23 protein-coding genes and 1 pseudogene are annotated in these 21,471 nt (G+C 64.7%); 5 read left to right on the top strand and 19 right to left on the bottom strand.

Annotated elements, in window-relative coordinates; translation table 11 throughout:
• Nucleotides 1-50: 50 nt before the first annotated feature.
• The 3 genes and pseudogenes from I6F33_RS13270 (at nucleotide 51) to I6F33_RS13260 (ending at nucleotide 1,823) form a co-directional block, all read left to right on the top strand.
• Nucleotides 51-455, top strand: a complete 405-nt coding sequence (locus I6F33_RS13270) for a DUF4260 domain-containing protein (protein ID WP_109143370.1) — start codon at nucleotides 51-53, stop codon at nucleotides 453-455.
• 149 nt (nucleotides 456-604) lie between these two features.
• Nucleotides 605-1,194 (top strand): annotated as a pseudogene (locus I6F33_RS13265) (hypothetical protein).
• Between the two features lie 191 nt (nucleotides 1,195-1,385).
• Complete coding sequence (locus I6F33_RS13260) at nucleotides 1,386-1,823, top strand: hypothetical protein (RefSeq protein WP_225113217.1); 438 nt, start codon at nucleotides 1,386-1,388, stop codon at nucleotides 1,821-1,823.
• Nucleotides 1,824-1,871: 48 nt separating this feature from the next.
• Here I6F33_RS13260 and blaOXA read toward each other — a convergent pair whose 3' ends face one another.
• The 9 genes from blaOXA to I6F33_RS13215 all read right to left on the bottom strand — a co-directional run bounded on the left by blaOXA (nucleotide 1,872) and on the right by I6F33_RS13215 (nucleotide 10,222).
• Nucleotides 1,872-2,690, bottom strand: coding sequence for a class D beta-lactamase (gene blaOXA, locus I6F33_RS13255; protein WP_225142802.1), 819 nt, complete (start codon nucleotides 2,688-2,690; stop codon nucleotides 1,872-1,874).
• A gap of 74 nt (nucleotides 2,691-2,764) precedes the next feature.
• On the bottom strand, nucleotides 2,765-3,028 hold the full coding sequence (locus tag I6F33_RS13250; RefSeq protein WP_036027569.1) for an EscU/YscU/HrcU family type III secretion system export apparatus switch protein: 264 nt from the start codon (nucleotides 3,026-3,028) through the stop codon (nucleotides 2,765-2,767).
• Nucleotides 3,025-4,626: a flagellar hook-length control protein FliK gene (locus tag I6F33_RS13245; RefSeq protein WP_036027571.1), complete on the bottom strand. Its 1,602-nt coding sequence runs from the start codon at nucleotides 4,624-4,626 to the stop codon at nucleotides 3,025-3,027. Before I6F33_RS13245 ends, I6F33_RS13250 begins: the two co-directional genes overlap by 4 nt.
• A 56-nt stretch (nucleotides 4,627-4,682) precedes the next feature.
• Nucleotides 4,683-5,474, bottom strand: coding sequence for an ATP12 family chaperone protein (locus I6F33_RS13240; RefSeq protein ID WP_225142800.1), 792 nt, complete (start codon nucleotides 5,472-5,474; stop codon nucleotides 4,683-4,685).
• 74 nt (nucleotides 5,475-5,548) lie between these two features.
• Nucleotides 5,549-5,806: a hypothetical protein gene (locus I6F33_RS13235; RefSeq protein ID WP_346657203.1), complete on the bottom strand. Its 258-nt coding sequence runs from the start codon at nucleotides 5,804-5,806 to the stop codon at nucleotides 5,549-5,551.
• 83 nt (nucleotides 5,807-5,889) lie between these two features.
• Nucleotides 5,890-7,104, bottom strand: a complete 1,215-nt coding sequence (locus I6F33_RS13230; protein WP_225142796.1) for an RluA family pseudouridine synthase — start codon at nucleotides 7,102-7,104, stop codon at nucleotides 5,890-5,892.
• Nucleotides 7,101-7,418: a HigA family addiction module antitoxin gene (locus tag I6F33_RS13225; protein WP_057029643.1), complete on the bottom strand. Its 318-nt coding sequence runs from the start codon at nucleotides 7,416-7,418 to the stop codon at nucleotides 7,101-7,103. The genes I6F33_RS13230 and I6F33_RS13225 overlap by 4 nt, the downstream gene beginning before the upstream one ends.
• Nucleotides 7,419-7,484: 66 nt before the next feature.
• Nucleotides 7,485-8,819 (bottom strand): replication-associated recombination protein A, encoded by a 1,335-nt coding sequence (locus tag I6F33_RS13220; protein ID WP_057029642.1) that lies wholly within the window; start codon nucleotides 8,817-8,819, stop codon nucleotides 7,485-7,487.
• The gene (locus tag I6F33_RS13215) at nucleotides 8,816-10,222 is read right to left on the bottom strand and encodes a DegQ family serine endoprotease (protein ID WP_036011123.1); all 1,407 of its coding nucleotides are present in this window, start codon (nucleotides 10,220-10,222) and stop codon (nucleotides 8,816-8,818) included. The genes I6F33_RS13220 and I6F33_RS13215 overlap by 4 nt, the downstream gene beginning before the upstream one ends.
• A 312-nt stretch (nucleotides 10,223-10,534) precedes the next feature.
• On the opposite strand from I6F33_RS13215, the gene I6F33_RS13210 reads away from it, so the two are divergent.
• Complete coding sequence (locus I6F33_RS13210) at nucleotides 10,535-12,148, top strand: OprO/OprP family phosphate-selective porin (protein ID WP_225139877.1); 1,614 nt, start codon at nucleotides 10,535-10,537, stop codon at nucleotides 12,146-12,148.
• A gap of 121 nt (nucleotides 12,149-12,269) precedes the next feature.
• Here the strand turns inward: I6F33_RS13210 and I6F33_RS13205 are convergent, their stop codons facing one another.
• Nucleotides 12,270-12,644: a helix-turn-helix domain-containing protein gene (locus I6F33_RS13205; RefSeq protein WP_057029641.1), complete on the bottom strand. Its 375-nt coding sequence runs from the start codon at nucleotides 12,642-12,644 to the stop codon at nucleotides 12,270-12,272.
• Nucleotides 12,645-12,767: 123 nt separating this feature from the next.
• Between I6F33_RS13205 and I6F33_RS13200 the strand changes: the two genes are divergently transcribed.
• Nucleotides 12,768-13,781 carry a zinc-binding alcohol dehydrogenase family protein gene (locus I6F33_RS13200; protein WP_225142794.1) on the top strand — a complete coding sequence of 338 codons (1,014 nt, stop codon included), beginning with the start codon at nucleotides 12,768-12,770 and terminating at the stop codon, nucleotides 13,779-13,781.
• Between the two features lie 89 nt (nucleotides 13,782-13,870).
• On the opposite strand, the gene I6F33_RS13195 is transcribed toward I6F33_RS13200, so the two are convergent.
• The 9 genes from I6F33_RS13195 to secY form a co-directional block, all read right to left on the bottom strand.
• Nucleotides 13,871-14,167 (bottom strand): DUF1330 domain-containing protein, encoded by a 297-nt coding sequence (locus I6F33_RS13195; protein ID WP_225142792.1) that lies wholly within the window; start codon nucleotides 14,165-14,167, stop codon nucleotides 13,871-13,873.
• 10 nt (nucleotides 14,168-14,177) lie between these two features.
• A complete protein-coding gene (locus I6F33_RS13190) occupies nucleotides 14,178-14,966 on the bottom strand; it encodes an SDR family NAD(P)-dependent oxidoreductase (RefSeq protein ID WP_225142790.1) in 789 nt (262 codons plus the stop codon).
• Between the two features lie 190 nt (nucleotides 14,967-15,156).
• Entirely contained in the window at nucleotides 15,157-15,573 is a 417-nt protein-coding gene (gene rplQ, locus I6F33_RS13185) for a 50S ribosomal protein L17 (protein ID WP_025036979.1), read from the bottom strand.
• A gap of 148 nt (nucleotides 15,574-15,721) precedes the next feature.
• Nucleotides 15,722-16,753 (bottom strand): DNA-directed RNA polymerase subunit alpha, encoded by a 1,032-nt coding sequence (locus tag I6F33_RS13180; protein WP_036011050.1) that lies wholly within the window; start codon nucleotides 16,751-16,753, stop codon nucleotides 15,722-15,724.
• 114 nt (nucleotides 16,754-16,867) lie between these two features.
• Nucleotides 16,868-17,257, bottom strand: a complete 390-nt coding sequence (rpsK, locus tag I6F33_RS13175) for a 30S ribosomal protein S11 (RefSeq protein WP_007603045.1) — start codon at nucleotides 17,255-17,257, stop codon at nucleotides 16,868-16,870.
• 131 nt (nucleotides 17,258-17,388) lie between these two features.
• Nucleotides 17,389-17,757 (bottom strand): 30S ribosomal protein S13, encoded by a 369-nt coding sequence (rpsM, locus tag I6F33_RS13170; protein ID WP_008549231.1) that lies wholly within the window; start codon nucleotides 17,755-17,757, stop codon nucleotides 17,389-17,391.
• Nucleotides 17,758-17,944: 187 nt separating this feature from the next.
• Nucleotides 17,945-18,814, bottom strand: a complete 870-nt coding sequence (locus tag I6F33_RS13165) for an adenylate kinase (RefSeq protein ID WP_057029636.1) — start codon at nucleotides 18,812-18,814, stop codon at nucleotides 17,945-17,947.
• Nucleotides 18,811-20,022, bottom strand: coding sequence for a preprotein translocase subunit SecY (locus tag I6F33_RS13160; protein WP_225142788.1), 1,212 nt, complete (start codon nucleotides 20,020-20,022; stop codon nucleotides 18,811-18,813). Before I6F33_RS13160 ends, I6F33_RS13165 begins: the two co-directional genes overlap by 4 nt.
• Nucleotides 20,019-21,350, bottom strand: coding sequence for a preprotein translocase subunit SecY (gene secY, locus I6F33_RS13155; protein WP_036011045.1), 1,332 nt, complete (start codon nucleotides 21,348-21,350; stop codon nucleotides 20,019-20,021). Before secY ends, I6F33_RS13160 begins: the two co-directional genes overlap by 4 nt.
• Nucleotides 21,351-21,471 lie beyond the last annotated feature (121 nt).

Raw genomic sequence — 21,471 nt, 5'->3', positions numbered from 1 at the left:
CCGCAGCGGGAAAGCGCAAGGAATTACAAAGTTTTGCCCAGGAGGCGAGCGTGAGCGAAGGAACGGCCGAGACGGGCGCTGCAACAGGCGGCGTCAACATCCTGCTGCGGCTGGAGGGCCTCACCCTGTTTGCAGGGATGGTGACGCTCTATGCGGCCTGGGACGGGTCGTGGCTGGTGTTTGCGCTGCTGTTCTTCGTACCCGATCTGAGCTTCCTGGCCTACCTGTCCGACGCCAGGTTCGGGGCGATGGTCTACAACGCCGCCCACAGCTACTTGGTGCCGGTGGCGCTGCTGACGCTGGGCTTCGCCCTCGCCTCGCCCCTCACCCTCTCCATCGCCTTGATCTGGCTTGCCCATATCGGCATCGACCGGGCGCTCGGCTACGGCCTGAAATATTCCGCCGGGTTCGGCTTCACCCACCTGGGGCGGATTGGGCGGCAGAAGGATTCCTGACCTCACATTTGGCAGCCCGGCAGGTTGACCGGGCCGACCGATTCAGGCTTGCTCCGAGTCAGATCAGGCGCCGAATGTTGCGTGAGCCCAGTCGGTACGGCGGTGAGCATCTGCCCTGGCTCCAGCGTCTACCTACTGGCATCACCGAGATGTCCGCGACGGTCGTCCCCTTGCCGCCGAACCCAGCGTCCGAAACGATCGACTTCCTGCGCCGCATGGCCGGCATGGTGTCGGGGCGTACGGCGAGATGCTGCTGCGCGCAGCCAGCATGATCGAGACGCTGAGCCAGCGGGCGATGTCGGCCGAGCGGCTCTATCATCAGGCGCAGGAAGAGAGCACGCGCAGCGCCGTGCTGCGCGAGTCCGCCGAACTCGCCTCCGACGCCATGGTCGGCCAGATCGCGGCGCTGCGGGCACAGCTCGCCGAGCTCACCGCCGCGACCGCAGCCGAGCGCGCCGCCTTCGATGCCGAGCGCGGCAAGCTGCTCGAGCTGATGCAGCATGCCGAGAGACATATCGGCAAGCTCACGACGGAGCTCGACAGCTTGCGCGCCTCCGTCGACAGCCTCAACGAGACCGCGGTCTCGGTGCCGATCGAAGTGCTGCGGCTGGCGCGGACGCAGTTCGATTATCTCTCTAGCGGCTTTGCCCGGCGCGGTGATCCGATCTCGCAGGCCATGAGCGAGATCGGCGGCTTTGCGATTGACCGGGCGCTCACGGCAAAACCCGACAACGCCTGAACTCCGTCCCCGAAATCGTCGACTTTCAGCTCGAGCTGGACCGCCGGGTTGGCGCTCAGAATTGCCGAGGAGTTGCTGATGGCCGCTTGGTGTTGCCATGACGTCATCATAGCGGTGACACCGAAACCACTACAAGGCCGGGCGTTCGAAGGCGATATCAGCGCAGCAAGACCCCGCGACCGGAGAGAACAATGTTCGTCGATATCGATCATGCATCACTCGACATGGCAGCCTCGAGCCTGCCCGGATATCAACCCATCTTCATGCTCAATCTTCTGCGCTATCGGGATGAGGCCTTGTACCCGGACAAATCCGAGCTACCGGCCTGTAGCGGCCGCGAAGCCTATTTCACGCGCTATGTCCCCGCATTTCGCAAGATCGCGACTCCGCAAGGGGTCAGGCCAACTTGGCTTGGATCTGTCGGAGCTCTGCTGGTGGCCGCGCAAGGCGAAGCCTGGCACGACGCCGCAATCGTCCGTTACCCTGACTTCGCGACCTTTCGAGCGATCGTCTTGAGCTCCGATTACCGGCGTGAGGCCGAGCCCCACCGTTTGGCCGCGCTCGCCGATTGGCGCCTGATTGCGACGACCGAGGTTCAGGTGCCGGCTGATCTGCAACCGCGCGCTTAAGCTGACCGTGTGGGATCGGGTTGCTTCTCCATCAACCACACGGTCGCGCTAGATCGCGCCGATCTCGGCAAGGCAGGCTTGCGTCAGCGTCATGCGAGCCTCGATGTGCCGTGGCTCTTTGCAATCCATGTTGAGCGCGAACACGGTATGTGCCTCGCCCTTCTCGGCCCAGCCGACCATCCAGCCGAGCGACGGCTCGCCGCGCTCGGCGCCCAGGAGACCGGATTTGGTGCGGATGACGGCGTCGCCGACCTTCGTCGCCGGCAGGATATCGGCAACGAGATCCTGGCTGCGCTTTGAGATCGGCAGCGCGCGGCGGCGCAGCCGGTCGACGAAATCGACCTGCTCGACCGGATCGATGCGCAAGGCCCCGGTGAGCCAGAACTGGTCGATGCCGCCGCCGATGTCGCGATTGCCGTAGTCGAACGCGTCGACATATTGCTGCATGCGCGCCTCGCCGATGCGGCGCGCGATCTCCTGATAGACCGGCACCGCGCTCACCGCGATCGCGCTGCGCAGCGTGTGATCCTTGTTCCAGGCCTCGATCGGGCGCTTGACGCCGTCCCAGGCAAACACGTCCTTGTCGGGGTCAGTGACGACACCGGCCTCGAGCGCAATCAGCGAGTTGGGAATCTTGAAGGTCGAGGCCGGCAACTTGCCCTCGCCCGAGCGCTCCTTGTCGCTGGCGACGATCAGATAGTCCTCGACCTTGTAGCCGACGAAGGTGCCCGACGTGCCGAGGTCGGTGAAGCGCTTTGCAAGAGCGTCGCGGATTTCATTGCGCGGCGGCGCGACATGGGCGCGCGCGCGTCGAGGCAGGATCGCGGTTGCGGCGAGGAGGCCGAGGGTGGAACGGCGGGTCAGCAAAAGCGATATCCGTGAGCAGCGAAAACCAGCGCGACCATGCAGCCGCTAAGTGTTGAAACGATGACAGGTTGTGTTTACCGCCCCCGGCCCGACAGCCGCAGCACGAACACCAGCACCTCGGCGACGGCCTTGTAGAGATCTGGCGGGATCTCGTCGCCGAGCTCGACCTTCGACAGCGCGCCGGCCAGAACCTCGTTCTCCTCGATCGGAATGTCGTGGGCCTTGGCGATCTCGACGATCTTCTCGCCGATCGTGCCCTTGCCCTTGGCGACGACGACGGGCGCGCCAGATCCCTTCTCGTAATGCAGCGCGATCGCGAGCTTGGAGGGATTGCTCATGTGGCGCGATCCAGGAAGTGGCCGGCGCGAGCGGGCGCCGGAGCCGGCGGCGTGCCGTCGCGGACCACGATATCGCCGGGCTTGAGCTCGGCCTTCGTCAATGCCTGGCTGAGCTCACCGATGCCGGCGCGGAGCTGCTGCGCCGTGACCGGCCGCTCCGCCCACATCCGAACGAAGGTCTTGTCGCCGTTCAGCGTGATCAGCGCATGCACGGGTCCGGCCGGCTCGACATCGAGCGAGAAGCGCGCGCGCCAGGCGCGCTTGGCGGGATCGTCCGACTCATTGCCGCCGTCGCGCGAGATCTCGAACTGCGCCATCGCGGTACCTTGCGGGGTCGCGAACGGAATCTCGAAATTCCACTGCGGCACGGCCGGATCGATGCGGTGGCCGCTGGCGTCGGTGCGATCGGGAAGCGAGGCAATTTGCAACAGCGTCTGCCGCGCGATCGCGGCATCGGTGTCATCGAGCAGACGATGCACGGTCGCAGCCAGCGGCGTATCCGGTGCGAGCGACGGCGCGGCGATGGACTGAGGCGCCGGCAGCGCACCGCGGACCGGTGGAGGTGTCGGGTGTGCGGCCGCCTCGAAGATATGGGCGTCCGGCACGGACTTGTTGGAGCCCGGCACGTTGCCGGTCAGGCGCGGCAGGTTTTCGGTGACCTCCTGCAGCAAGCTCGCGGCAAGGCCCCCGGACATGGTGCGCGACACCAAGGCTTGCGGATTGTTCCCCGCCGCATGGGCCAGCACGGCGACAGCGAGCGCGCCGCGCGACGCTTGCGCCGGTTGAGCGAGTTCCGGCGACGCCGCTTGGGCCGTTTCGCCCGCCAGCGCGGAGGCTGCGGTCTGCGTCGTGGCCGCAGCACTCGCCGGCAACGGCACAGCTGACGCAGTTGCCTGCGCCGCGCCGGAGGTCGATGCCAGGGTCTGGCGCAACACCAGCAGTGCGGCCTTCAAGTCCGGGATCGCGCCGGAGGACGGTGTCGTGCCTGCGGCCAATGACGACTCGAGAAACAATCCGGATTTCTGGAAGGCGGATTCGATATCACCGCCGTCGAGGGCGGTGTTGAGCGGCGTCTGCTGCGCCAGCACGTCGAGCACCGCCTGCTTCAGCCCGGCGGGCAGATTGCTGCTCGTCACGACGGAGGCCAGGTTGGCAAACAGCGGCGCCTGGCTGCCCTGTTTGGTCACGGCCCCGGCAGAGGCCGTTTGGACGGCGACCTGCTCGGACGGAGTGAGGGTGTTCCGTGCCGTCGCCACCGACGGCGCCAGCGGCGGGCTGTCCACCAGCGAGGCCGCGCGCGGGGTCAGCGTGACCTGATCTCCCGCCGCCTCGCCCGCCCCGGCCATGACTGCAAGGCGAATGGTGCCGTTGCTCTGCGAGACCGCGAGCTGGAGATTCTGCCCCGGCGTCAGCGCCACCTCCGACATCACGTCCATCGCCAGGTTGGCGATCGCGATCCGCACCAGATTGTCGGCGAGCACGCTGACCACCCTGGCATCGACGACACTGCCGGCTTGCAGCACGAGATCCGGCGTCGCCGCATCAGCCGGGCGGCTGGCAGCGTTGACGGGAGCGATGGGGGTGACCGGCGTCGGCATCTCGGCAGCCCTAGGGGAATGCTGGCTACCGTAACCGCTGCCTCGTAAACCTCTCGTTAACCTGGCACGGCCGGCGGCTTCACCGCCGCCAGAACCGTCGCAGCGGCCTGGAAATCCTTCAGGCGGGCGGCGCGGCGGGCGGCCGCCTCCTCGTCCAAGCCCCATTGCTCGACGTTCCAGTCCTCGTCGACATGGGCGGCGGCCCAGACCTGGTCGGCATCGCGCACGTCCTGGTCCAGCGCCAGCGCGAGCAGCGCCGATCCGGTCAGGGTGGTCACCATGTGGAGCGCGGCGACCGACCAGGGGTCGCCGGGCAGCGCGGCCCGTGCGGCCTTCACCGCCTCGTCCGGCTGCTTCACGTGCATGACGCCTTCGGACAGGATGAAATGCGCACCCAGCGTCTGCGCCGCCCAGGACAGCACAGGATCCCAATGCGCGGCCTCCCGGGCGACCAGTCCCTCAGGATGGCCGGCACGATAGAACAGCAGGTCAGACTCGAAATATTTGGCGAGGTCGTCGCTGACGAGCTCGACGCGATCGATAACGCCCTCGACCACGCTGTTGGCGATGCGCGTCAACGGCATGGTAACGGGATCGATCGCCTCGCCCTGGGCGGCCCATTCCGCGGCGACGCTATCTGCGAGCGCGCGGGTCGGGATCACCAATTGGCGGCCGGAGGGCGTACGGATCGGCTTGCCGTCGAGAGTGATGGCGAAGCCGCCCTCGGCATCGACGACGCCGGCCTCCTTGTAGAAGCGCTTGCGCAGCGGCGTGCGCGCGGACGCGCGCGCCGATTCCCGGGGATCAGGCGGGAGCTGCCCCGCAGCTTCTTCGAACAATTCGCGCATGTCGTTTTCTTGTTCCTGTCGTCAGTCGAATTACCAGTGTCGTCACGACCTCGCCAGTAGGACCAGGAGTGCTGCTAGTTCGCACACATGCGCGCGTACGTGCCGCGATCGGCCGGCCCCAGTCCTGCGGCTGCGCCGTCGTGAAGACATTTCGTGACGCGATCGCTGAACGAATTGCGCGGGAGCGGCTGGTAATTGTAGCGCGGCGGCGCGTCAAACTGCGGAACCTTGGGCACCTCGATCTTCGGCGGCGGTGGCGGCCCAGGCAGCGGTGGAGCGAGCCGCGCGGCGTCCGGCGAGACATATTGCGCGCGGGCGGCAGGCTCTACCAACAGAGTAGCCAAGAGCGCAAAGCAGATCGACAATCGTCTCATGGGGGAACATGTCGTGCGCCAGCCGCCCCTATTCAACCTCACTATTCTTCAGGCGCGTTCTCGATCGGATCAAATCTGGTTGCGTCCAGACCCAGCAGGTTCCACGACTGCTGCATGTGCGGCGGCAACGGCGCGGTGGCGTCGATCACGCCGCCGCGCGGATGCGGGATGACGATCCGGCGTGCGAGCAGATGCAGCCGGTTCTGCAAGCCGCCCGGCAGCTGCCAGTTCTCGATGTTGAAATATTTGGGATCGCCGACGATGGGATGGCCGATATGGGCCATGTGGGCGCGCAGCTGGTGGGTGCGGCCCGTCACCGGCTTCAGCGACACCCAGGTCAGCTTGTTGCCGGCGGTCTCGACCACGGCGTAGTACGTCACCGCGTGACTGGCGCCCTCATCGCCATGCTGGGCGATGCGCATGATGGTGTCGTCCTCGCCCTCCTCCTTTGCAAGGAAGGTCGAGATGCGGCCCTGCTTCGGCTTCGGCAGGCCCGGCACCAAGGCCCAATAGACCTTTCGCGCCGAGCGCGAGCGGAACGCGCCGGTCAGGTGTGAGGCAGCGAAGCGCGTCTTGGCGATCAGGAGACAGCCCGAGGTCTCGCGATCGATACGGTGGACGAGACGCGGCTTCTGGCCTTTGGCATCGCGCATCACCTCAAGCATCTGGTCGATGTGCCGCGTCATGCCCGAGCCACCCTGCACGGCAAGGCCGGCCGGCTTGTTCAGGACGAGGACGTCGTCGTCCTCCCAGATCGTCATCTCCTTCAGCGCCTTCAGCGTCTTCTGCGCGGCCTCCGAGAGCTCGCCGACGACCTTCGGCGCATCGAGCTTGAGCGGCGGGATACGGACGCTCTGTCCCTCCTCCAGCCGGTCTTTGCTGTCGACGCGCTTGCCGTCGACGCGCAGCTCGCCTTTGCGCACGACGCGCTGGATGTGGGAGAACGACAGGCCGGGAAAGCGCGCTTCCAGGAAACGGTCAACGCGCATGTTGTTCTCGTCGGCCGTGACCGTGACGGTCTGCACCTTGGTCGGCAGCAGCGCCTCGATGGACTTTGCAGGCGCAGGCCTCTCCTGGACTGCTTTTGGCCGACGCCGCTCGGCGCGATCGCCGACAAAGCGCGGCGGCTTCCCGCCGGGCTTGCCGCCCGGACGCGGCCCGGCCTTCTTCGCGCTACGCGCCTGATGCGCCCGCGAGTCGTCGCGCTCGTCACGCGAACGCGGCTTTGGGTTCATTCTCTTGATGCGGCGACTCATGCGGTTTTTCCAAGCTTTCGCGTCGACTGCGCATTGGCGCGGCGGGGCAGCGACGCAACCTGCGCGCCCACCTCCTTCTCCGCCAGCCGCAGCTCATATTGCTGTTGCAGGTTCATCCAGAATTGCGGGCTGGTGCCGAACCAGTGACCCAGGCGCAACGCCGTGTCGGCGGTGATGCCGCGCTGCCCGTTGATGATGCCGGTGATGCGATTCACAGGTACGTCGATCTGACGCGACAGCTCTGCGGCCGAAATGCCGAGTTCGCGCAGTTCTTCGGCGAGATGCTCACCGGGATGTGTTGGTGTATGAGCCATGGGAGTTTCCCCGGCGAGTAGCAAGATTTACGCGTTACGTAAACCGTAAATATACGCCCTGTAGCCCTAAGTCCCGCCCCGCTCCTTGCGCAGCTTGGCCCAGTAATCCAGCCGCTTCCTGATCTCGCGTTCAAAACCGCGCTCGGGCGGGTCGTAGAAGGTCTGACGTCCTAGGGCCTCCGGGAAGTAGTCCTGGCCGGAGAAGGCGTCCGGCGCGTCGTGGTCGTATGCGTAGCCGGAGCCGTAGCCTTCCGACTTCATCAGCTTGGTCGGGGAATTGAGGATGTGCTTTGGCGGTAGCAGCGAGCCGGCCTGCTTGGCGACCTGCATCGCGCTGCCAAAGGCGGTGTAGACCGCGTTCGATTTCGGCGCGGTGGCGAGATAGACCACGGCCTGGGCGATGGCGAGCTCGCCCTCGGGATGGCCGAGGAAGTCGAAGGCGTCCTTGGCGGCATTGGCGATGACGAGCGCCTGCGGATCGGCCAGCCCGATGTCCTCGACCGCCATGCGCACGACGCGGCGGGCCAGGAACAGCGGGTCCTCGCCAGCGTCCAGCATGCGCGCGAGGTAATACAGCGCGGCATCGGGATCGGAGCCGCGCACCGATTTATGCAGCGCCGAGATGAGATTGTAGTGGCCGTCGGCCGATTTGTCGTAGATCGGCGCGCGGCGCTGCAGAATCTCCTGCAGCTGCGCGGCATTGAAAATCTCGTCCGCCCGCGCCGAACGCCAGACTTCTTCGGCGAGCGTCAACGACGCACGGCCATCGCCGTCGGCCATGCGCACCAGCACCGCGCGCGCCTCCGCATCGAGTGGCAGCTTCCTGCCCTCGACGGCTTCGGCATGCACGAACAGCTTTTCGATCGCGGCGGCATCGAGCGAGCGAAACACCAGCACGCGCGCACGCGAGAGCAACGCCGCATTGAGCTCAAAGGACGGGTTCTCGGTGGTGGCGCCGACCATGACGACAGTGCCGTCTTCCATCACCGGCAGAAAGGAGTCCTGCTGGGCGCGGTTGAATCTGTGCACCTCATCGACGAACAGCAGCGTGCCCTTGCCCATCTCGCGCCGGGCGCGCGCGGCATCGAACGCTTTCTTGAGGTCGGCGACGCCAGAGAACACCGCGGAGATCTGCTCGAAATGCAGATCCGTCGCGTCAGCCAGGAGCCGCGCCACCGTGGTCTTGCCGGTGCCGGGCGGGCCCCAAAACACCAGCGAGCCGAGCGTGCGCGTTTCCAGCATGCGCGTCAGCGCACCGTCCGGGCCGAGGATGTGATCCTGGCCGACGACCTCCGACAGCGCACGCGGGCGCAGCCGGTCCGGCAGCGGATGCGGAGCATCGTGATCGAGCCCCGCCGCAGCAAAGAGAGTCGGTGTCTCCGTTGGTCGCTTCGGACTCATCCGCCCAGCGTGACGTTGATCTGCTGGCCACCACGCACCAGCGTGATGCGCCAGATCCGTGCCCGTTCACCTGCAGCCTTCTCGAGGTCGCCGGTCTTGCTGATCTTCTGATTGTTGACGGCCAGGATGATGTCGCCCTTCTGGAAGCCGACACTCGCAGCCGCGGTATCGCCGCCGATATCGGTGATCACGACGCCTTCGGTGTCGGCATCCAGACGCAGCTCATCGGCGACGGCCGGCGTGATGGTCGAAACCTTCGCGCCCTGGAACGGCGAACGCGCGGTGACGACGAGCTCGTTGCGCCCGGTGTCGGGCGCGGTCTCCAGCGCTACCGTGAGCTTCACCGACTTGCCGCCGCGCTGCACGTCGAGCTGCGCGGTGCCGCCGAGCGGACGGGTTGCGAAGCGATAGTCGAAGGCGTTGGGATCATCCACGATCTGGCCGTCGATCCCGGTGATGAGGTCGGAGGATTTCAGGCCGGCTTTCGCCGCCGGACCGTTCGACACCACGCTCGCGACCAGCGCACCGGTCGGCGAGCGCAAGCCGAGGCTCTCGGCGATGTCGGGCGTCACCGCCTGCAATTTCGCACCGAGCCAGGGCCGCTTCACCGCCTTGCCGCCGCTCTTGGCGGAGGCGACGACGACGCGCACCATGTTGGCGGGAATCGCAAAGCCGATGCCTTGCGAGCCGCCGGAGCGCGAATAGATCGCGGTATTGATGCCGGCGAGCTTGCCACCCATGTCGACCAGCGCGCCGCCGGAATTGCCCGGGTTGATCGCCGCATCGGTCTGAATGAAGAACTGATAGTCGGTGATGCCCACTTGCGTGCGCGCCAGCGCCGAAATGATACCCTGGGTCACGGTCTGGCCGACGCCGAACGGATTGCCGATCGCGAGCACGACGTCGCCGACCAAGAGCTCATCGGAATTGGTGAAGTCCAGCGTCGGGAACTTCTCCTTGCTGTCCTTCAGGCGCAGTACGGCGAGATCGGTCCGGGAATCCTTGAGCAGGATCTCGGCCTCGAACTCGCGCTTGTCCGACAGCGACACCTTCACCTGGTCGGCGCCCTCGATGACGTGGACGTTGGTGACGACGAGGCCGGAGGCATCGACGATGACGCCGGAGCCGAGCGAGCGCTGCATCTGCTCGGGCTGCTGGCCCGGCACACCGAAGAAGCGGCGGAAGATCGGATCGTCCAGTAGCGGATTGCGGTTCTGCACCACCTTTGCGGCATAGACGTTGACGACCGCCGGCTGCACCCGCTGCACGATCGGCGCATAGGACATCCGCAGCTCGGCCGGCGACGAGGGGACCCGACGGTCCTGCGCAGCAGTCGGATTGAAGGTGGCCGAAAAGGCTACGCACAGCGCCGTAAGGGCGGCAGTCCAGGTCGCTCGAAACATTCCTACCTCTTGGAAATGACGCCGGAATATAGGCGCGTTCGCCCCCCAATAGAAGAGCGCCGGAGGGCAATATTCGGCCGCCTCGAAGCCGTGTCCGGGATGCAAGGGTGCCGTGCGAATCGGCAATTTGCCCAGCGGCGGATTGGCATGATGTGCGTCATCTTGCATGGTGGCGTGAGGCGGATTCGGTTGCGGCGAATTTGCATCAGTAGGAACCGACGCAACCGCTCGCAGCGTCGCGGGGCAGTCATCGATCACACCTAGGCTCTCCGTTCGCGACTTGGGGAAAACAGTCAGATGATGGAGCGTAACGTGAGCAGAACAAGAATTGCGGCCACCGCGATTGGTCTCGCCGGCGCGCTGGCGGCCTCGCAGGCCCAGGCCCAGTCGGCAAGCAGCAGCGAGCAGGAGATCGCGCTGTTGAAGCAGCAGTTGAAGATGCTCGAGCAGAAGCTCGACAAGCTGCAGAGCCAGACCGCGGCGAACACGGCAGCCGCAGCAAAGGCGAAAGTCGAAGCCAAGGCAGAGGCAAAGGCCGAGGCGCGCGCGGAGGCAAAGGCCGCGGTGGCCAATGCCAACGCGGCAATCCCCGTCAAGGGGCCGGCGCCGGCGTCCGGCGTCGTCGTGACGATGCCGAACAACCGGCCGACGATCTGCACCGCCGACCAGGCCAACTGCGTCGCCATCACCAGCCGCCTGCATTGGGATGTCGGCGGCTATGACTATCGTCCCAACACCGCGGCCACCGTGCCGCAAAAGCTCGATAGCGGCCAGAACGTCCGCCGCGCGCGCATCGGTGTCACCGGCAAGTTCTTCCACGATTGGAATTTCGCGCTGGTCTACGATTTCGGCGGCTCGTCCGACGGATTTGGCGGCGCCGCGCCGGGATCGCTGCCCGGCGGCGGCGTCTCCGGCGTCGAGAACGCCTATATCAGTTATACCGGCTTGAAGCCGTTCGGCGGCAAGATGGCGATCGAGGCCGGCATCATGGATCTGCCATACACGCTCGACGAAGCGACGAGCTCGAACGACATCATGTTCATGGAGCGCGCCTCGCCCGGCGTGATCGCGACCAACATCGCTGCCGGTGACTTCCGTTCCGCAGCCGGTGCGCGCTGGTTCAACGACCAGCTCTGGATCGGCGGCTATGTCACGGGACCGACGACCGGTGCGATCCATTCCGCCTCGAGCGCGGCGCCGCCCGGCACCAGCGAGCAATATGGTGCCGTGGCGCGCGTCGCCGGCAATCCGATCAGCACGAAGGACTACTCGGTGCATATCGGCGCCAATGCGCAATGGCTGATCCAGCCGCCGCGCAATCTCATCGCCAACACCCAGACGGTCACGCTCAGCGATCGTCCGGAATTGCGTCTCGACCCGACCACGCTGATCTCGACCGGCGCTATCGCCAATGCCTCGGGCGCGCAGGTCTACAGCGTCGAGGCGGCGGCGACCTACGGTCCGTTCATCGTCCAGGGCGAGTATTTCTGGTACAATGTCGATCGTACCGCCAACACGGCCGTGCCGCTGACGGGTGCACCGAGCCTGAAATTCCAAGGCGGCTACGCGCAGGCCGGCTATGTGCTGACCGGCGAAGGCCGCTCATACAATGCGGCGAACGCGGCCTATAGCGGCGTCAAGCCGGCGCATCCGTTCTCGCTCGACGGCGGCGGCTGGGGCGCGTGGGAGATCGCAGGACGGTTCTCGACGATCGACCTCAACGATCAGCTCGCGACCGCGAGCGGCGTCGCAGGCGGCCGGCAGACCGTCTATACGCTCGCGCTCAACTGGTACGTCAACGGCAACGTGCGCTTCATGCTCGACTATCTGCACGGCACGGTGTCGCGACAGGCCTCGCCGATCTCGACCGCCGACGTCGGCTCGAAGTTCGACGCGGTCGCGATGCGCACGCAGTTCGCGTTCTAGAGCATGATCCGGAAAAGTGTGAAGCGGTTTTCCGAAAAGATCATGCTCAAACAAAAACCTAAAGCGCGATCGCGCTTTAGAACGCGCTCGTTCGGGAGCGGCAGCGTCCGCTCCCGAACGATCACGCCGCGCGCTTCTTCTTCACGACCACGGGCGGCGGCGCGCAGGACAACCGCTCCTGGTGGCTCTCGCCCCAGGCCTTCAGGATGTCGATCACGGGCCTCAGGCTCTCGCCCAGTTCGGACAGGCAATACTCCACCCGCGGCGGCACCTCGGCATAGACCTTGCGGATGACGAGCTTGTCTTCCTCCAGCGCGCGCAGCTGCTTCGTCAGCATGCGCTGGGTGATGCCAGGCATCCGGCGGCGCAATTCGCCGAAGCGCTGGGTGCCGCTCTGCAGGTGGTAGAGGATCACGCCCTTCCACTTGCCGTCGATCAGGTCCAGCGTCGCCTCGACCGAGCAGCCTGGACGGCGGGCGAAGTTACGGCGTTTCATGCGGCTTTTTCCCAATAGTATCCAAACAGGGACTATATCCCCAAATTTACAGTACTTGCCAAATCGGAGCCAGAGCGACAGTTAGGGCAGCGGGCGAACAAAGCCATCTGATGGAGACACGCCATGAAAGCCGTCGGCTACAAGAAATCGCTTCCGATCGAGGACGCGGAATCACTGTTCGATTTCGAGACCGCTAAACCCGACCCCAAAGGGCGCGACATCCGCGTCGCGGTGAAAGCGATCTCGGCCAATCCGGTCGACTACAAAGTGCGCAAGCGCGCCGCCCCGCCCGAGGGCGAGACCAAGATCCTCGGCTATGACGCGGCCGGCGTGGTCGATGCGGTCGGGTCTGAGGTCACGCTGTTCAAGCCAGGGGACGAGGTGTTCTACGCGGGCTCGATCCTGCGCCAGGGCACCAACGCCGAATTCCATCTGGTCGACGAGCGCATCGTCGGCGCCAAACCGAAGAGCCTGTCGTTCGCCCAAGCCGCCGCTCTTCCCCTCACCTCGATCACCGCCTGGGAGCTGCTGTTCGACCGGCTCGGTGCGGTGCCGGGCAAGAGCGTCGATCCGCGCACGCTGTTGATCACGGGCGGCGCCGGCGGCGTCGGCTCGATCCTGATCCAGCTCGCCCGCCGCCTCACCGGGCTGACGGTGCTCGCCACCGCGACACGGCCGGAGTCGCAGAAATGGTGCCTCGATCTCGGCGCGCATGCGGTGATCGACCATGGCAAGCCGATGAAGGAGCAGATCGAGAAACTGAACCTGCCGCCGATCGCACTCGTGGCCAGCCTCACCTTTACCGACCAGCACTACAAGGCGATTGCGGAATTCATGGCACCGCAGGGCAAGTTCGGCCTGATCGATGATCCTCCGGAGTTCACGATTGCCGCATTCAAGGGCAAGGCAATCTCGGTGCACTGGGAATCGATGTTCACGCGCTCCTCGTTCCAGACCCCTGACATGATCGCGCAGCATCATCTGCTCAATGATGTCGCCGACCTCATCGACAAGGGCGTGTTGCGCACCACGCTGGACCAGACCTTCGGCACAATCAACGCAGCCAACCTCAAGCGCGCGCACGCGCTGTTGGAGAGCGGCAAGTCGCGCGGCAAGATCGTGCTGGAGGGATGGTAGCTTTCGTCGGGTGGGCAACGCGCACTTGCGCAGTGCCCACCATCTCTCTCTAGTCGCGACAATGGTGGGCACGCTTCGCTTTGCCCACCCTACGGCACCGGCGTCCCTTCAACGAACAACAGCCGCCGCTCCAGCGCCGTCTGCCGCACCTTGAGCGCTTCGGCATATTCCCGCGAGGCGTACCATTCCTTCAGCCGCGCCATCGACGCGAACTCGACGATGATAATGGCCTTTGGCGGCAAATTGCCTTCGGCAAGCTCGGCCTTGCCGCCGCGGACGAGATAACGCCTGTCGTACTGCGCGATCGTCTTGGCAGCCAGGGCGCGATAGGCCTCGAATGCGGCGGGATCGCGCACCTCGACCTCCGAGATCACATAGGCCGCCATGCGCATCTCCTCAGGCGATCGTGTTGACGATGCCACCTTCTGCGCGCAGCGCTGCGCCGTTGGTGGCGGATGCCTCCTTCGAGGCGACATAGACCACCATGTTGGCGATCTCGTCGACGCTGGCGAAACGCTGCAGCAGCGAGCTCGGGCGATGCTGCTTGACGAAGTTGGCGGCGGCCTCGTCCACGGACTGGCCGTTCTGCTTCGCGAGATCCTTGACGAACGTCTCGACGCCCTCCGACATGGTCGGGCCCGGCAGCACGGAATTGACGGTGACGCCGGTGCCGCTGGTGAGCTGCGCCAGGCCGCGCGCCACCGAAAGCTGGGCCGTCTTGGTCATGCCGTAGTGGATCATCTCGACGGGAATGTTGAGCCCGGATTCCGAGGAGATGAAGACGATGCGGCCCCAATTGCGTGCGAGCATGCCCTTCATGTAGGCGCGCGACAACCGCACGCCGCTCATCACGTTGACCTCAAAGAAACGGCTCCAGTCCTCGTCGGAGATGGCGAAGAAATCCTTGGGCTCGAAGATGCCGGCATTGTTGATGAGGATGTCGACCTCGGGCAGCGCCGCAACGAGTGCCTTGCAGCCTGCCGCGGTCGAGACGTCGGCCGCGATGCCGCGGACCTTGGCGCCCGTCCCTTCCAACCTGCGCACCGCCGCATCGACCTTGTCCTGGCCGCGGCCGTTGATCACGACGCTGGCGCCGGAGCCGGCGAGCCCCCTGGCGATGGCGTGGCCGATGCCGGCGGTCGAGCCGGTGACGAGGGCGGTTTTTCCGGAAAGGTCGATCTTCATGCGATATCTCCATGGATGCGGATGGAGATATCGGAAGCGGCTCCCTCAGCTGCAATCAGGGCTCACCGACGCGTGAGGAGCGTGAATGGTGGGCACGGCGCGCCAAGAGCGCGCCCTTTGTCCACCCGACCGTTCCAACAAAAAAGCGGCGCCGAAGGCGCCGCTTTTGAAACGTCATGCCGGTCGGGCTTTACGCCGCCTCGGCTTCCTTCTCCTGCACCGGGCCGGAATCCTGGCCCTTGGCGTCGACGTCGCGATCGACGAACTCGATCACGGCCATCGCGGCGTTGTCGCCGTAGCGGAAGCCCGCCTTGATGATGCGGGTGTAGCCACCCTGGCGGTCCTTGTAGCGGGTCGCGAGCGTATCGAAGAGCTTCTTGACCATATCGACGTCGCGCAGCTCGGAGATGGCCTGACGGCGCAGCGACAGGCCGCCCTTCTTGCCGAGGGTGACGAGCTTCTCGACGATCGGGCGAAGCTCCTTGGCCTTGGGCAGCGTGGTGACGATCTGCTCGTGCTTGATCAGCGCGGCCGCCATGTTGGCGAACATCGCCTTGCGGTGCTCGGCCGTGCGGTTGAGCTTCCGATGAACCTTGCCGTGACGCATGTGTGTAGTCCTTCTTCGATTGTGTCGCGGTGGTTCAGCGACTGGTTTTCAGGTGGGCTTCCTGCGTTCGCCCTAGGCCGCGAGTGGCGAATGGTGAGTAGCGAATAGATCTTCTTCCCCTACTCGCCACTCCCTACTCGCCATTCGCTCAGTAATGATCCTCGAAGCGCTTGGCGAGCTCGTCGATGTTCTCCGGCGGCCAGCCCGGCACTTCCATGCCGAGGTGCAGACCCATCTGGGCCAGCACTTCCTTGATCTCGTTCAGCGACTTGCGGCCGAAGTTCGGGGTGCGGAGCATTTCCGCCTCGCTCTTCTGCACGAGGTCGCCGATGTAGACGATGTTGTCGTTCTTCAGGCAGTTGGCCGAACGCACCGACAGCTCGAGCTCGTCCACCTTCTTGAGGAAGGCCGGGTTGAAGGCGAGGTCCGGGATGATCTCCTGGGCGACTTCCTTGCGCGGCTCTTCGAAGTTGACGAACACATTGAGCTGATCCTGCAGGATGCGGGCGGCGTAGGCCACCGAGTCATCCGGCGTGATCGCGCCGTTGGTCTCGATCGTCATGGTCAGCTTGTCGTAGTCGAGGATCTGGCCCTCGCGGGTGTTCTCGACCTTGTAGGAGACCTTGCGGACCGGCGAGTACAGGCTGTCGACCGGGATCAGGCCGATCGGCGCATCCTCGGGACGGTTGCGCTCGGCGGGCACGTAGCCCTTGCCGGTCGAGACCGTGAACTCCATGCGGATCTCGGCGCCCTCGTCGAGCGTGCAGATCTGCAGATCGGGGTTGAGCACGACCACATCGCCGACCGTCTGAATGTCGCCCGCGGTGACGACACCCGGGCCCTGCTTCTTCACGACCATGCGCTTGGGGCCCTCGCCCTGCATCTTGATCGAGATGTCCTTGATGTTGAGCACGATGTCGGTGACGTCCTCACGGACGCCCGCGATCGAAGAGAACTCGTGCAGCACGCCGTCGATGTGCACCGACTGCACCGCCGCGCCCTGGAGCGAGGAGAGCAGGATGCGGCGCAGCGCATTGCCGAGGGTCTGGCCGAAGCCACGCTCAAGCGGCTCGGCGACGATGGTCGCGAAACGCGAGGAATCGCTGCCGGGCGTGACCTGGAGCTTGTTCGGCCGAATCAGTTCTTGCCAATTTTTCTGGATCGTCACTGTTTCACCCATACAGGCCAGTCAATTTGACGGTGCAAATACTGGCGTTGGAGAAAGGCCGCAGATCATTCCCGCGGCTTCTTGCAAAGTCGCCGCGGGCGCCGACGCGCCCGCAGCTCGTCAAAATCAAACGCGCCGACGCTTGCGGGGACGGCAGCCGTTGTGCGGGATCGTGGTCACGTCGCGGATCGAGGTGACGGTGAAGCCGGCAGCCTGGAGCGCGCGGAGCGCCGATTCGCGGCCCGAACCGGGACCGGCGACCTCGACTTCTAGCGTGCGCATGCCGTGCTCCTGCGCCTTCTTGGACACGTCCTCGGCGGCAACCTGCGCGGCATACGGGGTCGACTTGCGCGAGCCCTTGAAGCCCATCGTGCCGGCCGAGGACCAGGCGATCGTATTGCCCTGCGCGTCGGTGATGGTGATGGTCGTGTTGTTGAACGACGAGTTCACATGCGCGACGCCGGAGGCGATGTTCTTGCGCTCACGACGACGAACGCGGGTGGCTTCCTTGCCCATTGAGTCCCTTTCCTGAAGATCTCAAACGCCGCCGTAATGCCAGCGGCTACACCTATGGAAGCGAATAGCGAGTAGCGAGTGGCGAATAGGGAAGCCCCCTACTCGCCACTCGCCACGTCCAATTCGCCAGTTTACTTCTTCTTGCCGGCGATGGCCTTGGCCGGGCCCTTGCGCGTGCGCGCATTGGTGTGGGTCCGCTGACCGCGCACCGGCAGACCGCGACGATGACGCAGGCCGCGATAGCAGCCGAGGTCCATCAGACGCTTGATGTTGATGCCGACCTCACGACGCAGGTCGCCCTCGACGAGATAGTCGCGGTCGATCACTTCGCGGATCTGGAGCACTTCGGCGTCGCTGAGCTGATTGACGCGACGATCCACGGGGATCTTCACCTTCTCGAGGATCTCACCAGCGATCTTCTGGCCGATGCCATGGATGTACTGGAGCGCGATCAGCACGCGCTTGTTGGTGGGAATGTTCACGCCGGCAATACGGGCCACGGCCTTCTCTCCTGTTGCCGATCCCTCGTCAGGGATCGGGCTTTAAGTGCTTGCTTTCTCGGGCAGGTGTTCACAAACGCGAACACGACGCCCACCCCCGGTCTTCCTGGGGCCCGGCATCGTCTGAAACTATCCGACTTGGATGCCGGGCTTATTAAGGGATTCCGGGGGCTTTCGTCAACCGCTGCTAGCGCTTGGCTCGCTTTTTCGTGACCTTTTTTGCGGCCTTTTTGGCACCCTTTTTGACCGACTTCTTGGCTGCTTTCTTGACGGTTTTCTTGGTGGCTTTCTTGGAGGCTTTCTTGGCCGCCTTCTTTGGGCCTTTCACCGCCGATTTGGCGGCCTTTTTAGCCGATTTGACGCCCTTTTTGGCCGTTTTTGCCGGCCTTGCCGCCGCCTTCTTCCCCGCTTGGGCCTTTTTAGCCGGCGCCGCCTTGGCGGCGCTCCGGGCATGCGTCTTGGGCTCGACCGCCCCCAGAGCCAGCAGCTGGCGATGGATGGCGCGGGTGACCTCGTCGATGGTCATCATGCCGTCGATGGTCGAGAGCTTCCGCCGCTCGGAATAGTAGTGAATCAGCGGTTCCGTCTGGCTGCGATAGCTGGCCAGCCGCTTGGTCAGGACCTCCGGGGTATCGTCGAGCCGGACCTCCTCGCCGCGCTCCCGCATTTGGGCGACGCGGGTCTCGACGCGGCTCAGAAGCGCACTCTCATTGACCCGGAGCTCGATCACGGCGTCCAGCTTGAGGTGCTTGCGCTTGAGCAGCTCGTCCAGCGCCTCGGCCTGCGGCACGGTGCGGGGGAAACCGTCGAGGATGAAACCGCTCTTGGCGTCCGGCTGCTCGATGCGGTCGGAAATGATTCCCACCACGACGTCATCGGGCACGAGGCCGCCGCTCGCCATGATCTCCTTGGCCTTCAACCCGACCGGGGTGCCGGCCGCAACCGCGGCACGCAGCATCTCGCCAGTCGAGAGCTGGACGATGCCATAGCGCTGCACCAGGAGCTGGGCCTGGGTCCCCTTGCCCGACCCCGGCGGTCCCAGAAGTATAATTCTCATCGGCGTACGCCCCCCGGATTGGTGAGCGACACCTCGCGCACCTGCGTTTTGATATCAAGAACGGTGCAAACCACAACCAGCACTGCACCACCATTGACGACCATACTATAAGGCAGCCCGATCCCGTAAAGCTCGAACACCTCCGGAATCAACTGCAACGCCGTCAGGTAGACGGCTCCGACGACTGTCGTCAATGACACGACGCGATCGAGATAGTCCGCGGTGGCCTCGCCGGGAGCGACACCGGGAATTGCGCCATCGTGGCGGGTCAGGGATTTGGCGGTGTATTCGGGATCAATCACATAAGCAGTGTAGACGAAGGCGAGCACGAACACGGCGATCGACACGAGAATGAGGTGCGCCGGCTGCCCCAGCTGGAGATGCCGGTAGGTTGCGGCAACCAGGGGATGATCGCCTCCCAGGATGAAGCCCGCAAAGGCAAGCGGCAGATAGAATATCCACGGCGCCACGGTGACGGGAATCACGAACCCGGCGCTATTGAGCTTAATCGGCAGTACTGCATCGCGCACAGGCAGTTGCCGCGTACCGACGCTTTGTGCTGCGAACTGGACCCGGATATTTCGCCGCGCACCTTCGACAAGCACGATCACGACGACGATCGCGATCCAAAACACGACATGGCCGAGCACAAGATTGCCCGAGATCGTCCCGCTCCGCACGAGATCCGCGATACCGGCAATGTTTTGCGGAACGGCGACGATGAAGCCGGCACTCAAGATCAGCGCCAAGCCATTGCCGATGCCGTAGCGGGTCATCTGTTCGCTGAGCCACACCAGCACGACGACGCCGCCGACCATCGAGGCCGTAGCCGTCGTCACGAACCAGCCGTCGGGATTTTTGACGAGGCCCGGGATCGACGTCAGTGCCGAGGCGATGCCGTAGGCCTGAAAGGCCGCAATTCCGAGTGTGAGCCCGAGCGTGGCACGTGCGATCTTACGCCGTCCGCCCTCACCGGATCGTTCGAGCGAACTCAGGCCGCGCCACACCATGGACAGCAGCCGGATCAAGATTGCCGCAGTCAGATAGGGAATGAGGCCGAGCGCAAAGATCGAAAGCCGGGAGACGAGATCCAGCGCCGGCGAGACGTCGGAGAGATTCAGTCCCGCAATCGGGATCTGCGTGCCGAGCCTGAAAAGGAGCAGCGCGCCGATCGTGAAAGCGATTCGGCGCGCGAGCTCCCTGCTCATCTACGGCGGCCCCGCAGCTTGGACTTGCGGATCAGACCTTCATACTGGTGCGCCAGCAGATAGCCCTGGACCTGCGCCACCGTGTCCATGGTGACGCTGACGACGATCAGCAGCGAGGTGCCGCCGAAATAGAACGGCACCGAAGCGTAGGAGATCAGGATTTCCGGGATCAAGCAGACGATGGCGAGATAAATCGCACCCAGCACGGTGATGCGCGACAGCACATAGTCGATGTATTCCGCGGTGCGTTCGCCCGGGCGAATGCCGGGAATGAAACCGCCGTGCTTCTTCAGATTGTCCGCGGTCTCGGTCGGGTTGAACACGATCGCGGTGTAAAAGAAGGCGAAGAACACGATCAGCGCCAGATACATGATCAGGAACAGCGGACGGCCATGGCCGAGCTGTGTGGTGATCCACTGGAACCATTCCGGCCCGCTGCCCGTGTTGAAGTTCGCAACCGTCGTCGGCAAGAGGAGCAGCGAGGATGCGAAGATCGGCGGGATCACGCCGGAGGTGTTGAGCTTGAGCGGCAGATGCGAGGACTGGCCCTCGAACATCTTGTTGCCGACCTGGCGCTTCGGATACTGGATCAAGAGGCGGCGCTGGGCGCGCTCCATGAAGACGATGAAGGCGATCACGACGACGGCCATGATGATGACGACCAGGATCAGGCCGGTCGACATCGCGCCCTGACGGCCGAGCTCGAGCATGCCGGCGAGTGCCGCGGGCAACTCGGCGACGATGCCGGCCAGAATGATCAGCGAAATGCCGTTGCCGATGCCGCGCGAGGTGATCTGCTCGCCGAGCCACATCAGGAACATGGTGCCGCCGGTCAGCGTGATAGAGGTCGAGAGCAGGAAAAACAGTCCAGGTTCGCTGACGACATTGCCGGCGCCCTGAAGTCCTACCGCGATGCCGTAGGACTGGAACGCGGCCAGGATCACCGTGAGATAGCGGGTATACTGATTCAGCGTCTTGCGGCCGGCTTCGCCTTCCTTTTTCAGCGCTTCGAGCTGCGGCGACACCGTGGTCAACAGCTGGATGATGATGGAGGCCGAGATATACGGCATGATGTTCAGCGCGAAGATCGCCATGCGGTTGATGCCGCCGCCGGCGAACATGTTGAACATGCCGAGGATGCCGCCGGCCTGCGAGCGGAACACCTGTTCCCAGGCGCTCGGGTCGATGCCGGGCAGCGGAATGTAGGTCCCGAGCCGATAAACGAGCAGCGCACCCAGGGTGAACCAGATGCGCTTCTTCAGTTCGTCGGCCTTGGCAAACGCGCCGAAATTGAGATTGGCTGCCAGTTGTTCCGCTGCAGAGACCATCTTGGACTTTCTCCCGCCGCCTATTGCGCCGTTGATGCCCGCGGCCGGGCTGAATTAGCGGACGCCGGACATTATCTGGGGCTCGGCTTCGATAAGTCCACGTCCCGCATGCGTAAAGGCC

It is taken from the genome of Bradyrhizobium sp. BRP20 (assembly GCF_020194215.1).
Classification (GTDB): Bacteria; Pseudomonadota; Alphaproteobacteria; order Rhizobiales; family Xanthobacteraceae; genus Bradyrhizobium; species Bradyrhizobium yuanmingense.
The sequence above is the reverse complement of the archived record's forward strand: the minus strand, read 5'-3'. Positions and strand labels throughout refer to the sequence as shown.

Excerpts from the sequence above, each read along its gene's own strand:
- I6F33_RS13195 (WP_225142792.1), bottom strand. The coding sequence starts at position 14,167 with ATGGCGGCCTATGTGATCTCGGAGGTCGAGGTGCGCGATCCCGCCGCA.
- I6F33_RS13225 (WP_057029643.1), bottom strand. The coding sequence starts at position 7,418 with ATGGCTCATACACCAACACATCCCGGTGAGCATCTCGCCGAAGAACTG.
- I6F33_RS13200 (WP_225142794.1), top strand. The coding sequence starts at position 12,768 with ATGAAAGCCGTCGGCTACAAGAAATCGCTTCCGATCGAGGACGCGGAA.
- I6F33_RS13245 (WP_036027571.1), bottom strand. The coding sequence starts at position 4,626 with ATGCCGACGCCGGTCACCCCCATCGCTCCCGTCAACGCTGCCAGCCGC.
- I6F33_RS13215 (WP_036011123.1), bottom strand. The coding sequence starts at position 10,222 with ATGTTTCGAGCGACCTGGACTGCCGCCCTTACGGCGCTGTGCGTAGCC.
- I6F33_RS13205 (WP_057029641.1), bottom strand. The coding sequence starts at position 12,644 with ATGAAACGCCGTAACTTCGCCCGCCGTCCAGGCTGCTCGGTCGAGGCG.
- I6F33_RS13220 (WP_057029642.1), bottom strand. The coding sequence starts at position 8,819 with ATGAGTCCGAAGCGACCAACGGAGACACCGACTCTCTTTGCTGCGGCG.
- I6F33_RS13250 (WP_036027569.1), bottom strand. The coding sequence starts at position 3,028 with ATGAGCAATCCCTCCAAGCTCGCGATCGCGCTGCATTACGAGAAGGGA.
- I6F33_RS13260 (WP_225113217.1), top strand. The coding sequence starts at position 1,386 with ATGTTCGTCGATATCGATCATGCATCACTCGACATGGCAGCCTCGAGC.
- I6F33_RS13180 (WP_036011050.1), bottom strand. The coding sequence starts at position 16,753 with ATGGGTGAAACAGTGACGATCCAGAAAAATTGGCAAGAACTGATTCGG.
- I6F33_RS13230 (WP_225142796.1), bottom strand. The coding sequence starts at position 7,104 with ATGAGTCGCCGCATCAAGAGAATGAACCCAAAGCCGCGTTCGCGTGAC.
- I6F33_RS13165 (WP_057029636.1), bottom strand. The coding sequence starts at position 18,814 with ATGAGAATTATACTTCTGGGACCGCCGGGGTCGGGCAAGGGGACCCAG.
- rpsK (WP_007603045.1), bottom strand. The coding sequence starts at position 17,257 with ATGGGCAAGGAAGCCACCCGCGTTCGTCGTCGTGAGCGCAAGAACATC.
- secY (WP_036011045.1), bottom strand. The coding sequence starts at position 21,350 with ATGGTCTCTGCAGCGGAACAACTGGCAGCCAATCTCAATTTCGGCGCG.
- I6F33_RS13160 (WP_225142788.1), bottom strand. The coding sequence starts at position 20,022 with ATGAGCAGGGAGCTCGCGCGCCGAATCGCTTTCACGATCGGCGCGCTG.
- I6F33_RS13240 (WP_225142800.1), bottom strand. The coding sequence starts at position 5,474 with ATGCGCGAATTGTTCGAAGAAGCTGCGGGGCAGCTCCCGCCTGATCCC.
- I6F33_RS13190 (WP_225142790.1), bottom strand. The coding sequence starts at position 14,966 with ATGAAGATCGACCTTTCCGGAAAAACCGCCCTCGTCACCGGCTCGACC.
- rplQ (WP_025036979.1), bottom strand. The coding sequence starts at position 15,573 with ATGCGTCACGGCAAGGTTCATCGGAAGCTCAACCGCACGGCCGAGCAC.